Annotated in this window: 14 protein-coding genes and 1 pseudogene; 9 read left to right on the plus strand and 6 right to left on the minus strand. The window is 59.7% G+C overall.

Going from position 1 to position 13,594, the window contains the following annotated elements; genetic code table 11:
- Together CRO18_RS18175 and CRO18_RS18180 are read left to right on the plus strand one after the other, a co-directional pair.
- A partial coding sequence (locus tag CRO18_RS18175; RefSeq protein WP_249276117.1) for a methyl-accepting chemotaxis protein occupies nt 1–732 on the plus strand: 732 nt, incomplete at its 5' end.
- A gap of 411 nt (nt 733–1,143) precedes the next feature.
- Nucleotides 1,144–3,609, plus strand: coding sequence for a bifunctional diguanylate cyclase/phosphodiesterase (locus tag CRO18_RS18180; RefSeq protein ID WP_097083193.1), 2,466 nt, complete (start codon nt 1,144–1,146; stop codon nt 3,607–3,609).
- 572 nt (nt 3,610–4,181) lie between these two features.
- Here CRO18_RS18180 and CRO18_RS18185 read toward each other — a convergent pair.
- Nucleotides 4,182–5,279: an alpha/beta hydrolase gene (locus CRO18_RS18185; protein ID WP_249276118.1), complete on the minus strand. Its 1,098-nt coding sequence runs from the start codon at nt 5,277–5,279 to the stop codon at nt 4,182–4,184.
- A 412-nt stretch (nt 5,280–5,691) separates the two neighbouring features.
- Between CRO18_RS18185 and CRO18_RS18190 the strand changes: the two genes are divergently transcribed.
- Entirely contained in the window at nt 5,692–6,399 is a 708-nt protein-coding gene (locus tag CRO18_RS18190; protein ID WP_097083194.1) for a DNA helicase, read from the plus strand.
- 980 nt (nt 6,400–7,379) lie between these two features.
- On the opposite strand, the gene CRO18_RS18200 is transcribed toward CRO18_RS18190, so the two are convergent.
- Nucleotides 7,380–7,622, minus strand: a complete 243-nt coding sequence (locus tag CRO18_RS18200; RefSeq protein WP_097083202.1) for a hypothetical protein — start codon at nt 7,620–7,622, stop codon at nt 7,380–7,382.
- Between the two features lie 228 nt (nt 7,623–7,850).
- On the opposite strand from CRO18_RS18200, the gene CRO18_RS18205 reads away from it, so the two are divergent.
- From CRO18_RS18205 to CRO18_RS19050, 6 genes and pseudogenes are all read left to right on the plus strand, one after another.
- A complete protein-coding gene (locus tag CRO18_RS18205; protein WP_097083196.1) occupies nt 7,851–8,210 on the plus strand; it encodes a hypothetical protein in 360 nt (119 codons plus the stop codon).
- 130 nt (nt 8,211–8,340) lie between these two features.
- Nucleotides 8,341–8,910, plus strand: coding sequence for a lytic transglycosylase domain-containing protein (locus CRO18_RS18210; protein ID WP_394341468.1), 570 nt, complete (start codon nt 8,341–8,343; stop codon nt 8,908–8,910).
- Nucleotides 8,907–9,197, plus strand: a complete 291-nt coding sequence (locus CRO18_RS18215) for a TrbC/VirB2 family protein (RefSeq protein ID WP_076367620.1) — start codon at nt 8,907–8,909, stop codon at nt 9,195–9,197. The genes CRO18_RS18210 and CRO18_RS18215 overlap by 4 nt, the downstream gene beginning before the upstream one ends.
- Nucleotides 9,198–9,221: 24 nt before the next feature.
- Nucleotides 9,222–9,500 carry a type IV secretion system protein VirB3 gene (locus CRO18_RS18220; RefSeq protein WP_097083198.1) on the plus strand — a complete coding sequence of 93 codons (279 nt, stop codon included), beginning with the start codon at nt 9,222–9,224 and terminating at the stop codon, nt 9,498–9,500.
- 16 nt (nt 9,501–9,516) lie between these two features.
- Nucleotides 9,517–9,855 (plus strand): hypothetical protein, encoded by a 339-nt coding sequence (locus CRO18_RS18225; protein WP_394341467.1) that lies wholly within the window; start codon nt 9,517–9,519, stop codon nt 9,853–9,855.
- A gap of 242 nt (nt 9,856–10,097) precedes the next feature.
- Nucleotides 10,098–10,199: pseudogene (locus CRO18_RS19050) on the plus strand (transposase); the annotation flags it as partial.
- 256 nt (nt 10,200–10,455) lie between these two features.
- Here CRO18_RS19050 and CRO18_RS19275 read toward each other — a convergent pair.
- From CRO18_RS19275 to CRO18_RS18250, 4 genes are all read right to left on the minus strand, one after another.
- Nucleotides 10,456–10,863, minus strand: a complete 408-nt coding sequence (locus CRO18_RS19275; RefSeq protein ID WP_212710201.1) for a GFA family protein — start codon at nt 10,861–10,863, stop codon at nt 10,456–10,458.
- Nucleotides 10,864–11,108: 245 nt separating this feature from the next.
- The gene (locus tag CRO18_RS18240) at nt 11,109–11,951 is read right to left on the minus strand and encodes an EAL domain-containing protein (RefSeq protein ID WP_097083199.1); all 843 of its coding nucleotides are present in this window, start codon (nt 11,949–11,951) and stop codon (nt 11,109–11,111) included.
- Between the two features lie 104 nt (nt 11,952–12,055).
- The gene (locus CRO18_RS19280; RefSeq protein WP_097083200.1) at nt 12,056–12,400 is read right to left on the minus strand and encodes an integrase core domain-containing protein; all 345 of its coding nucleotides are present in this window, start codon (nt 12,398–12,400) and stop codon (nt 12,056–12,058) included.
- A gap of 462 nt (nt 12,401–12,862) precedes the next feature.
- Nucleotides 12,863–13,594 (minus strand): methyl-accepting chemotaxis protein (locus CRO18_RS18250; protein WP_249276120.1); only part of this gene is annotated, 732 nt, incomplete at its 5' end.

Raw genomic sequence — 13,594 nt, forward strand, 5'->3', positions numbered from 1 at the left:
TCGGCCGAACTAGGCCGACGCACTGAGACGCAGGCGGCCTCTTTGGAGGAAACCGCCGCTGCGATGAACGAGATGTCGTCTTCGTTGGAACAATCGGTGGCGGGAGCGCGCACGGCGGCCAAAGCTGTCAGCCGCACCCGCTCGACAACGGCGACCGGTTTGGCCGTGGTGCGCCAAAGCGCCGAAGCGATGAACGATATCGCGAAAAGCTCGGATCAGATTTCGCGTATCACCTCAGTGATCGACGACATTGCTTTCCAGACGAATCTTTTGGCACTCAATGCGGGGGTCGAGGCGGCACGGGCAGGCGAAAGCGGGCGCGGCTTTGCGGTCGTGGCCTCAGAAGTGCGCGCGCTGGCGCAGCGGTCTTCTGAAGCGGCGAAAGAGATTGCCGAACTGATCGAAACTTCGGTGCGTCAGGTACAATCGGGGGTGCAACTGGCCGCAAAATCTGATGCGGCACTGGGCGAAATCGATACGCTAGTGAGCGAGCTTGATGGGCTTCTGGGCGGCATCGCCTCTGCCGCAAGCGAACAATCGACCGGGATTTCCGAAGTGACCTCGGCGGTGAACCAGCTCGATCAAGTGACCCAGCACAATGCCGCAATGTTTGAGGAAAACTCCGCCGCGACGCAGGGGCTTTTGACCGAGGCTCGCACACTCAAGGACTTGAGTTCGTTGTTCCGCATTGACGCCACGCCACAAGGCGAGGCGCCAAGGTTGGCGAGCTAAGCCCCGAGCAACATATGAAAATGAAAAGGGCTAGTGCGATAGCACTGGCCCTTTGTCTTGCAGGTTTCCGGTGTATGGATTTCTTCCGAATAAGGCAGCCCCGGCAGATCGCGCTGCGCGTGCGGGGGATACTGCCTTCGCAGGGTGGACATCAGCAGGCGTCGCACCGTTGGAGCCGATGTTAGCCTAGGGTTGCATAAAAAAGCCCGTAAACCCGCATAAGGCGATTTTGCGCGATCTTTGTGCGATGGAGTGCCGCGCGGGGTCTGGTGGACGTTTGAACACGCAAAACCAATGGACGGTGCGGGGGAGCGCCGATAGCCTGACCGCCAACAGTCCCTTCGGCGCCGACCCGTCAGAAGCCTGACGACCGTCGACACGGTCCGGTATGAAACAACGCGGGTAAGATCAATGGTCAGTCTGTTCGTCGGGCATGTCGTCGTTTTCTCTGCCTTCCCGATTTATTTCGCGACCCTGCAACCGCTGCCGCGCAGGGTCTATTTCTACCTTTATCTCGCGCTGATCCTGTTGATCGGCGGGTTCCTTGGCAATGCCTATGCGCTGCAACTCTCCGAGGGCGTTTCAGTCTCGGGCGGCAATCTGTGCTACGGCGCCTTCATGATGACCTCGGTGCTTTTCGTGCTGATCGAGCGCGACATTTTCCTGCTGCGCCGGGTGATCCGGCTGGTGGTGATCGTCGATCTGTTCAACATCGCCTTTTCGCTGCTGGCGACGACCGCGCTGTCCGATGCGCAGGTGAGCAACCCACATGGCACACCGGCGGCCCTTTTCGCGCAATCGGTGCCGCTGATCGTTCTGGGGGGCGTGCTGATCGTTGCCGAATTGTTCGCGCTGTTTTTCTGGTTCGAACAGATCAAGCGGGCGCGACTGGGCGCGCAGCTGGTCGGGCTGGCCTATCTGGCGGGCTTCGTAGCGGTGCTGTGCCTCGACGGGATCATGTTCCCGCTGATCGCCTTTGGCGTTTCCCCCGAGATCGTGGCGATCGTCTGGGGCGGGCTTGACGGCAAGGTGCTGACCGCCACCGCTTACGCGGTGCCGCTGCTTTTGTTCATGGTTCTGTGGCGCAAGCGTTTCACCCAATATCTCGAGACCGATGTGTTCACCTGGCGGGTGTTCGTGGCGACCTCAAGCGAGCTGATCCGCGAGCTTTCCGACAACGACCGGGCGCTGCGACAGGCCGATGCGGTGTTTCGCGCCTCTAGCGATGGTCTGGCGGTGCTGGGCGCCGATGGAAGCTGCATCCGCGCCAATGCGGCGTTCACCCGGCTGACCGGAGCGCCGGACCGTCCCGCCGCGAGATGGTTTCGCCATCGCGGCACGGCGCTTGCGCTGCCGCCCGAAACCGGCGGGGCCTGGCGCGGCGAGGTGAGTTTCGGGCCCGAGGGGCAGGCGCAGGGCATCTTGTCGGTCACCCCCGTCGCCGTGGTCGGCGATCTGGAGGCGACCTTCGTGTGCTCGCTCGCCGATATCACCGAGCAAAAGCGCATCGAGGCCGAGCTTGACCATCTGGCGATGCATGACGCGCTGACCGGTCTGCCCAACCGGCGCGCGCTCGATGCGGCGCTGGCGAGGGTCAGCCCCCCTGCGGCGCTGGCCATTCTCGATCTCGATCGCTTCAAGGATGTTAACGACAGCTACGGCCATCTGGCGGGCGACGATCTGCTGCGCAAGGTCAGCTACCGGCTGCGCGATGCCTTGCCCACCGAGGCGGAGGGCGCGCTGTTTCGCATCGGCGGCGACGAATTTGCCCTGCTTTTGCAAGGCGCTGGCGAAGCGGAGTTGCGCGCCACGGTGGCCCGCATCACCCGGATTCTCGCTTTGCCCTTCACCCTGTCCAACGGCGCGGAAGTGGCGCTGATGGCGACCTTCGGGGGCAGCCTCGGGGCGGGGGCCGCGGGTAGCGACCTTTTTGCCGAGGCCGATGCGGCGCTTTATGATGTCAAACATGGGCACAGGGGATCGCTGGGGATCTATCAGGACCGCCTCACCGTGGCCTCGAAGCGCCGGCTTGCCCTGAGCCTGCGGTTGCGCCGCGCGCTCGAGGCGCAGATGCGCGGATCCGATGCGCCGCATCAGGGCGCGCTTGAACTGGCCTATCAGCCGCAGATCGACCGCGAGGGCCGGGTATGCGGGCTCGAGGCGCTGGTGCGCTGGAACGACCCGGAGCTGGGGCAGATTTCGCCTGCCGAATTCATTCCGCTGGCCGAGGAACAGGGTCTGATCGGGGCGCTTGGGCTTTTCGTTCTGCACACCGCCTGTCGCGCGGGGGAAAGCTGGCGCGCGGCCGCGGTGCCGATCCACAAGATCGCGGTCAATGTGTCGGGGTTGCAGCTGCGCAACCCCAGTTTCGTGCAACAGGTACAAAGCGTGCTCGCGCAGACCGGCCTTGCGGCGGGCGGGCTTGAACTCGAACTGACCGAAAGCGCCTTTCTGGGCCGCGAAAGCGAGGTTCTGCCGGTGTTCGAGGCGTTGAAGGCGCTTGGGGTGCGGCTTGCCGTCGATGATTTCGGGACCGGCTATTCCTCGATGTCCTATCTGCCCGTGCTGCCTTGGGATACGCTCAAGATCGACCGCAGTTTCCTTGCGCTGGCGCCCGACAATCCGCGCCGGAACGTGTTGATCGAGGCGATGGCGCGGATGGCGCGGGGATTGGGTCTGCGGGTGGTGGTCGAGGGCGTCGAGGCGCGCGATCAGCATGCCGTCTTGATGGACTGCGGCTGCGATGCCTTTCAGGGGTTTTTGTTCGCCAGACCGCTGCCCGAGGCCGAGGTTGCCGCCTTTTGCGCGACGCGGACCGAAGGCGCGGCGAGGCACGTGTCGGAAAAGGATGGCAATCCGGTGCCGGCGGCGCGGTGATGGCATGAATCTGACCCGCCCGGGCCCGCCGGGCTGCGGCGGCGCGTTCTGCTTCGGGCCCTTGCCAGATTTCGCTGCGGGACAGGATTGATGAGAGAACCCGCGACCCGACCAGCGCGCCGAGGGATCGTGCGGGGAAAGACCTGTCCGCCTTAGAAGCACCGCTCGCAACGACCGCTCTGGGCGAGCGAAACGCCGCGAGCACGGAAGACAGCACCGCTCCGAAGCCCGTTGTGTGGGGCCATGCGGCGCACCGAATGAAGGGCTGGAATGGGTTCCCGCGCCTCTCGCTGCGGACCGGTCGAATGGCCGCTTCGGCGGCCTCACCCGGGAGGGTCGACCGGCAGGATTGGGCCGAGCACGCAGGGTCTGACATTGCGACTCTATCTCGTCGCACGCCGCAGCGCCGCATGACCGGTTCGAGCCCAAATGAACGCTACTGCACTGCGTATGAATGTCGGCTTTCTCCGAGCTACCAAAACCTCTCAACAATTTGGTTCTTGGCAAAATCAAATGGGATAGCCCACACCAGTTTGGAAAAGGCGGGCTTTGGGTATGCTCAGAATGGGCCTCTATCCGTCAATCTGTTCGATGAACTGCATCACAGCATCCACAACGCCCTTTGCGATCGGCAAGTCTGGGTTGGAGTAGGCTGCGATGTTTGCCTGAGCTTGATCAGACGAAACCACCTTCAACACGTGGTTAACGTGCGGCACCAGAAAAAGGGTGGCCTCTTGCGCGGAATCCGCGAGTATTTGAGCATCCATCGCGCCCACCTGAAGGTCGCGCATGCCTTGAACGATAAGGACAGGTAAACGGGTCTCTTCTATCAGTGCGGCAGGATCGTAGGCGAATACGTCGATCAGAAAGCCCTGCACTTCTGGTATGAACAATGGTCTTAAGGCAGGAGTTAAAGCGTTCACATCAACCCGCTCGCCAAGCTCCAATGTTGTAATCGCTTCGTCAGCTTCATTCAGGAGAGGAGCGTTGGCGGGGTTGGCGGCTAGTTGTTCGCGCAGCACAGTTCCAAGCGGTCGCCCGGGAGTGCTGAGCAATATCAGACCACATGGGTTGGGCAGCCGCGAATTAACCGCTAGCACGACTAAGCCACCTTCACTATGCCCAAGCGGCAAGACGCATCGCGTGCCGCCTCCGGTCGTTGGCAGTCGCTTTCTGATGGTCCGCGTCCACGCAAGAACGTCATCGCCATAATCCGAGATTGTGACCTCATTGGCGTCGGGGATCGCATCAACCGAGCCGAACATTCCGCGCTTATCGATGCGCACCGAGGGAATCCCCCGCTCGGCCAGTGCTTCCGCAAGAAGCGCATAGGGTCCTGCAGAGATGCCGAGAGGTGAGTTACCGTCGCGATCAGTTGGCCCCGATCCGGGCACAATCAATACGACAGGCGTTCCATCAGGGATCGCAGCATCGGCGACAGGCAAGGTCAGGGTTCCTCTGAGCATGCCTTCGGGGCCAGTTGAGGTTAGTTCCTGCTGGACAGATACTCTACCGCCTTCTTCTTCGTCAGCCATCTGAGCGACTGCTGATGGGGCTGAAATCGTGCTAAGAGAGAGAATGAGTGCATGTATGATCAACCAAACAGATGATTTCACGGCCTTTTCCCTCTGAAAAACTACCTCAATTGCACGGTAGGCGTATTTGAACAATTCATAAACAGGACATTCCTACCGTTACCCGGAAAGGCAGCTTCGTCCGCGTTGCTGACCTCGCCTGCAAGGCCATGCTGCACGATGCGTCGAATGGCCGATCTTGTGACGTCGCACCGCGGCGATCAGCCAGGAAATGAACGGCTGTTCTGGGCCGAGCACGTAGGGTCTGACCTTGCGGCTCTACCTCGTCGCACGCCGCAGCGCCGCATGACCAGTTTGAGCCCTTTGCGCTCCGTTCTCTTGTGCGACTTGCAAAGTTGGAGTAGCTTCGGTGTCAGGCTTGACCCGCGCCTCCTCCCTCCAAATGGGGAAGTATTGCACATACGGGGTGACAGAGATCATCGAACCATCTGTTCGAGCGTTCGCATAAGGAGGGGTTGCGTTTCTGGCTCGGAATGGAGGTTCCGTGATGCGTCTATCCGCACCGATCTATCAATTGAAACGCCGGGCCAAGCTGTTGGCGCGAGACCAGAATATTCCGCTGCATCAAGCGCAGGCCCGTATCGCTGCGGATGAAGGGTTCACGGCGTGGAGCCTGCTGGCCGCGCATGCATCGAAAAATGGCGATGTCGGTGCATTGCTCTCCCAACTTTCGAATGGCGACATGCTCTTGATTGCTGCACGGCCAGGACACGGAAAGACACGTCTCGGGCTAAGGCTTTTGCTTGATGCAGCGATTGAAGAGCGGCGTAGCGTATTGTTTTCGCTTGAATATACGGAGCGAGAGGTAATGGAGCGCTTTTGTGCTCTTGCGGACCCGTTGCCGAAGACCACGCCAGAAATCATTGCCACGGATGACATCTGTGCCGACTTCATCACTAACCATCTGGCAGGTTCACCAGAGGGAACGGTAGCCGTGATTGACTACCTGCAAATTCTTGACCAGCGGAGGTCAACGCCGCCGCTTTCAGAGCAAGTGGAGGTGTTGAAAACATTCGCTCGCGAAACTGGCGTCATTCTGGCTGCAATTTCACAGATTAACCGTTCCTATGAGCCAGAGGGAGCTTCGGTACCCGGTCTTGCCGACCTTCGCCTTCCGAACCCTATTCCACCGGGAGCCTTCTCCAAAGCCTGCTTCTTGAATGCGGGCGAGGTTCGTTTTCAAAGCCTGATTTGACTAAATTCGCCGGTGCGTTTGCCACCGCACTGGCGAACCGCTACCGGCAGCTTTGTCCGCATCAGCGACATTCTGCCCGGCATTGCACTGCGCCGTGCCATGGACGGCCGCTTCGGGGAAGCCGCGCCGTTGCGTGAACCCATGCTCGACCGGCAGCTAGGGCCGAAGACGTCGATACAGTAGCGCGGCCCTCGTGGTAGGGCTGCCGAATTGAGCCCTTATTGGCAAATGCTGCACTACGCACGAATGTCTCATGTCTTAGCGCGACTCGCCAAAATTCAGCTGCCCATTCTTTGATTACGCGCGATGAACACGCAAGCCATAGGAATATTTGTGAGAAGCCAGACGACGAATGGCGCGATATCGGATTGCATGGAACCGACCGCACTTAAGCCAGCAAGGAATGCGATCACACAACCGACAAAACAAGCGAGTGTTCGCAAATCTATCTGCAACTTGGTCAGGCTATTCTCACCGAACACGAGTTGGTCGTTGACACGCACACACCAAGTCAAGGCGTTCCAAAACAAGAACATTTCACATCAGTCGACTAAGTTGTTTCATCTCTGATGAATGACACGCCCGTTTCCCTGAGCAAGGCTGAAATAAGACGAAGGAGGGAGGCAGGAACCTAACAGCCGCCATTGGAGCCGCCGCAGCGAAAAGCACAGTTTGTCCGCATCAGCGACATTCGGCCCGGGATTTTGCTGCGCCGTGCCATGGACGGCCGCTTCAGGGGAACCGCGCCGTCGCGTGTACCCATGCTCGACCGGCAGGTGAGGGGCCGACCACGAGAATCCGCGCGATCGGCACTGGGGTTATACAAGGGCGGCTTTCGGTGTGTGCGTCGCCGCTAAGGCGGCCTGCCAACGGTCGCCATCGCAAGTTTCTGTGGCTGCAATGCTGCCAGATCACTGACCTCCGACCCTACAACAGATTGGTGAGTTCCGCCCGAAGCAGATGGCTAAGTGGCACTGGTCCTACTCAAGCGCATCCTGAAACCGCCCGTAGTCCTCGCTCGCCTCTTTCGCCTCGACAAAGGTTCGCGAGCGCTCTTCATCCATGCAGCGAAAATAGTCCTGAACTTCAGCGATATATGTCTCGAAGTCCCCTCGGATCAGGTCTGCATAGAGGTGCATGTCCTCTTTGGACGAGGGGAGAAACGGCCGCGCGGGCGGGGCGCAAGCATGCGCTGGACTGGCGGTCGCAAACAGGGCGATCATCAGCACAAGGGGCGTGTTGCACGCATAAGTCATGAAGAGACCAAAACCCCTTTGCCGCCTTTGAAATCATAAGCTCGTCGGGTATCACCGTTATCGGAGCAAGGCGATCTTTGTCAATTCGTTAAAATTGCCTTGCCTTCGATCATGTTGTTTTGTATCGCCCGGGGTGTTGCGACCCCGTGGGCCCGATACTGCGCTTCAGGCAGAGAAAGGATCCAACGGAAGGCCATGATAGAAGAAGCACCGAATGTGGTTACAGAAGACGGACTGCGCGGCCTCCTCAGCGAGGGCTATCTCATCGAGGTGGTCTGTAGAGAAGGGGCTGAGAAGCGACACAACAGCTGGTACGGCGTCTGGGTCATCCGGGCCGTTGCTCCCGATGGGCGTGACGACAAGATGCTCGTCACCAGCCGCAGCGTTCTCAAGCTGCGCGATTTCAAGACAATCGTCGGCCTTGTCAGCTTCCTTGCCGATATGGGTTGCACGACCGCGAGCATCCCGCTCGTCGAAGGGGCTCGCGAGCGTCATGCTGCCCCCGGGCGCGCGCCCGAGCCAGAAACCGGCCCGGTTCTGGTCAAGGACAACTGACCGCGCTTTTGCGCTCGTCGTGCTAATCGGTACAGGCGTTTGTTCCGCGCCCTTGGCCTTAGCCGACGGTTTCATCTTCGAGGTCAGCCCGGATGGTCGGCTGATCGACACGGCAGAAACGACGCGCCACATGCGCTCGTTCACCGCCGGAAAAGACGCCCAGGAGGGGCCTCTTTCAGATCGTCTCTTTCTTTTTGCGGCACCGCAGTCCAGCGGGGATGATGATCGCCTCAGCCTCGTGTCTGCAGCTGCACCCCGTGCGGCCCACGCCGCCCCGAACATCCTTCATGCCATTGAGAGCACGGCGCTGCGCTACGGTAGCCATCGTGCCCTGCGCGCGGCAGGTCTCTCCGTCACCGATTGGGCGCTCTTCTACCGTGCCAATATCGAGGTCGAGAGCGGCTATAATCCGCGGGCGCGCAGCCCGGTCGGGGCGATTGGCCTTGGTCAATTGATGCCCGAGACCGCGCGCGATCTCGGCGTCGACCCCAATGACATCGCCCAGAACCTCGACGGCTCGGCGCGCTACCTTCTGATGCTGCTCGATCAGTTTCGCGACCCTGCGCTGGCTCTCGCCGCCTATAATGCCGGCCCCGATGCGGTCACCCGCCATGGCGGAATTCCCCCCTTCCAAGAAACCCAGGGCCATGTGGCCCGCGTGACAGCCGTGTTCCAGCGGCTGAAAGGAGATTTGTCGTGACGTCCAAGCCTTCCCTCATCGTGCTCGGCGCGATGACGCTCATCGTTCTGGCCAGCCCCGCGCTGGCGCAAAGCATCGACCTTTCGCCGGTGCAGACGCTGCTGCAAGGCATCGTCGACGCGATCACCGGCCCCTTGGGCATTGTGATCGGCACGCTTGCCCTGATCGGCGTGTTCCTCTCCTGGCTCTTCGGGATCCTCGATTTCCGCCAGGCGCTTTGGGTCGTGGTCGCGATCGCGGGCATCGCTGCGGCCCCCACCATCGTCGCGGCGATCTGGACGACCTGAGCCAAAGTTCCCGGAGGTCCTGTCATGTCCGACCAGTCTCGCGTGTTCATCGGCCTTCTCAGGCCACCCAAGCTGATGGGCTTGCCGATCATGTACGCCATGGTCTGGCTCTTTGGCTCGACGCTGCTGTTCCTCTGGATGCAGAGCGGGGTGGTGGCTGTCTTCGCGGGGCTGGCGTGGCCCGCGCTTTGGAAGGCTGCGGATTGGGACCCGAACTTCCTCGATGTTCTGGTGATCACCTTGCAAGAAACCCCACCCACGGCGAACCGCAAGTTTCATGGGGGCGACAGCTATGCCCCGTGAAGGAGGTGTCGACGACGTGGAAGATGCGCTCGATCCGCTCACGATGATGCCCGCCTGGGTCAAGGGCGAGAAGCGGCTTTCCTCCATGCTGCCCTATGTCAGTCTCGTCACCGATCGCACGATCCGGACGCGCGGCAATGAGCTGATGCAATGCATTCGGCTCGAGGGGGTGAACAGCACCACAAGCGAAGACACACATCTCGACCGGATCGGCGGGCTTCTGGCAGGCATCGTCGCGCAGGTCGGCACGGAGTTTTCCTTTTACCTGCACAAGGTATCGAAAGCGGTCGATGTGACGCTGCCGCCCATCCCGGGCGATGCGTTCGCGGCTGACACTTTAACTTTGTTCGCATGAGGCATTTCTGCTTAGCGCCTACACAAGCAAGTCGGATAATAGATGTTATGTAAATTTATTTGACGACATCATTCGACGCGAGCAAAGCATATGCGACCCGCGTCGGAAGGGATGCAGTCCATGCCGTTGATGTCCTGACCGATCTCAGCAATCAACTCGTCGCTCAGGACCTTCGGGTCAGATGGTACCAGATGCGCATGAGGCTTCAGGCCAGGCAGGATCCCCGCGTGACGCTGCTGTGCGCGATACCGGGTGTCGGCCCTGTGACCGCGTCCGCCATCGTCGCCACCGTAGGCGTCGCCGGGCACTTCAAGAGCGGACGGCACTTCGCAGCCTGGCTCGGGTTTCGTATTATGGCCAAGGCCGGGGCCTTGCCGCGTGAAATCCAGTTACGCAAAGCAGTGAAGGAACAGACGCGCATTCTGGCCGCCGCCCCTGATGATGAGGGGCGCAAGCAAGCGATGAAGAAACTTGCTGATCTCCAGTTGCGGCTCGACATTGAACAAGAAGCACGACGGCGCTTTTATCGTTAGTTTGCGTTCGAACCGATCACGCGGCTCTGCCTAGCGATCAACAGACTTGGCGCGAAGGGATCCACTCTCAGCAGGGTAGCCCATTGATCTTTTCGACGTTGTCGAGGTTATTGTCCCATTCCGCGCGACTGGAATAGCAAATGTGAGCTTCGGGCAGCATACGGGTCTTGCTATCAAGTGAGCCTGCAGGCACGACAAGCACGTTATCATTCAAGTTATAGAATGGAAGCGCAGACCCGCAAACTGCGCAAAAACACTTCATGTGCTGTGTCCCGGAGAGATTGAATTCTCGGATATCCTTTTGACCCGACAACCAATCTAACTTCGCTGTAGATGAGAACAAATTGGCCGAGTGAGCTGAGCCACTATCTTTTCGGCAGCGCGCACAATGGCAAAGAAAGAAGCTCTCGAACTGTCCCGAGATGCGAAACTTCACGGTCCCGCAAAGGCATTGTCCGATCATCAGACCTTCCATGCGAATTCCTTCAAGATTCTATAGTCGCGTCTACAGTCAGACAAATATAGCTTGATCTGCGGCGCCGTATTCCCAGATTCCCAGTCAATAGTATTTAACCTAGTATAGGCCATGTGGCTCTTGGACAATGCCTGCAACGGCTCATTGATCCAGCTAACACCCCAAAGCCGATGGTACGGCTTGAGGGGAAACAAGCTGCCCATTCCAACCACGGGCAAGTCTGCCACACCCCGATACAGGAGGGACTAGCGGGTCGCCCGGTGGGCCTCGGGGGCGCTCCAAGGCGGCCTGATCGTCGGGGCGCCGAAGTAATAGCCTTGCATGCAATCCACCCCGGCTTGCGCCAGCCACGCCGCATCTTCGGCGGCTTCCACCTCTTCTGCCACGGCGAACATTTGGAAATGCCGCGCAATTGACAAAAGGGAATGGGTCAGAACTTGATTGTCGGGGTTGCGCGCAATCCCCGAGATGAACTGGCCGGAAATTTTCAAGATGTCGAAGTGGAACTCACGCAGGTAGCGAAACGAGGTATAGCCCGCGCCGAAATCGTCGAGCGCGAAGGAAATGCCCTCTAGGTGCATCTCATTCATGAAGGCCAAAACGAGTTCGGGCATCGTCATTGCGGAGGATTCGGTGATTTCAAGGATCAGCCGTTCGCCCGCGGTGTCGTCGCGGGCTAGGCCACGGGAGAGCATCCGCATCCATTCAGGCCAGCCGATCGAGCGCGCCGACATGTTTACCGAAAGCCGCAGTTCCGGATTCTCGGCCAGCGCTGCGAGCCCCATTTCTAATGCCAAACAATCGAGCTTCCGCCCGAGGTCGCTGGTTTCGACGGTGTGGATGAAATCAATCGAAGGCACGACGCGCCCCGTCTCGTCTATGACCCGGATGAGCCCCTCGTAAAAGGCCGGGCGGTCGGGCTGGGCGGTTTGCACAATTGGCTGAAAGGCCAGCAAGACATCGCGCCGCTCAATCGCTTGGCGCACCATCGCGATGGTTTCGCGGTCGCGGCTTGAAACGGCGTAAGAGAGCGGGCTAGCCTCGAACACCTGTATCGGTTCGCGCGGTTCTGCTAGATAGTTAGGCATTGACCACTCCAAATCCTTACGAAGCGAAGATGCCCGCGCGAGGTCAACAAGCCATTAAAGATTTGAAAAATTCTAACCGGCATAGTTACCGTGGCATAAAATCCTTAGAAATCAAAAAGTCCATCCGCTCGCGGAACCCGTCGGTTATGGCACATGCGTGACTCCCGATGACCATCCGGCTGAAAGCAGAGTCTTTGCTGAATTTGGCGCGGTTGCGCCGACGGAGCAATGGGCGATCTGCGCAGCAGTTCAGTTGTGCGAAGCTGATCGCCCATTGCGTTGAGTTGGCCGGCGAAGACCGCCGGTGCCTGATAACCGAGAGCCGAATGAGGCCGCTCAGTGTTGTAGATGTGGGTCCAGCGGGCGACAGCCAGGCGCGATGTAGTGCCACTCCAGCGGCATCTGCTCAGTCCATCGCAGGATCGCGTTCGAGGTGAACTCGGTGCCATAGCACGTCGGGAAGCAGGGCTGTTTTGCGGTTATGGCCACGCGCGCAAACCCAAATTAGCGCAGCGTGTGGCCATAACCGGTCTCAGGGCTCAACAGTGGTTTCGCATAGTTGCTGAGACGCAAGCTCGCGCCTTACCTCTTAGGAATACCGCCGCTCCCGGAGCACCCAAGCATTTTAGTCACCATCGCAGCATCCGCTTGCGAGAGTTGGCCGAGCGTACGCCGGATCGATCCTTCGAAGATGTGACGATCGCGGCGATCTTCGGGGTACAGGGGGAGCACGATGTGCGGCTAGCGTGGTGTATGACAGATCGGGCGTGAACATCGCATTTTGATCTGCACGCGCAGCGCGATCCGCCGGAGCTGCCTTATTAGGAAGAAATCCATACACCGGAAACCTGCAAGACAAAGGGCCAGTGCTATCGCACTAGCCCTTTTCGTTTTCATATGCTTATCGGGGCTTAGCTCGCCAATCTTGGCGCCTCGCCTTGTGGCGTGGCGTCAATGCGGAATAACGAACTCAGGTCCTTGAGCGTGCGCGCCTCTGTCAAAAGCCCCTGCGTCGCAGCGGAGTTTTCCTCAAACATTGCGGCATTGTGCTGGGTCACTTGATCGAGTTGGTTCACCGCCGAGGTCACTTCGGAAATCCCGGTCGATTGTTCACTTGCGGCAGAGGCAATGCCCCCCAAAAGCCCATCAAGCTCGCTCACTAGCGTATCGATTTCGCCCAGTGCCGCATCAGATTTTGCGGCTAGCTGCACCCCCGATTGTACCTGACGCACCGAAGTTTCGATCAGTTCGGCAATCTCTTTGGCCGCCTCAGAAGACCGCTGCGCCAGCGCGCGCACTTCTGAGGCCACGACCGCAAAGCCACGCCCGCTTTCGCCTGCCCGTGCCGCCTCGACTCCCGCATTGAGAGCCAAAAGATTCGTCTGGAAGGCAATGTCGTCGATCACTGAGGTGATACGCGAAATCTGATCCGAGCTTTTCGCGATATCGTTCATCGCTTCGGCGGTTTGGCGCACCACGGCCAAACCGGTCGCCGTTGTCGAGCGGGTGCGGCTGACAGCTTTGGCTGCCGTGCGCGCGCCTGCAACTGATTGTTCCAACGAAGACGACATCTCGTTCATCGCAGCGGCGGTTTCCTCCAAAGAGGCCGCCTGCGTCTCAGTGCGTCGGCCTAGTTCGGCCGA

The sequence above is a fragment of the Rhodobacter sp. JA431 genome (genome assembly GCF_900217725.1).
Classification (GTDB): domain Bacteria; phylum Pseudomonadota; class Alphaproteobacteria; order Rhodobacterales; family Rhodobacteraceae; genus Rhodobacter; species Rhodobacter aestuarii.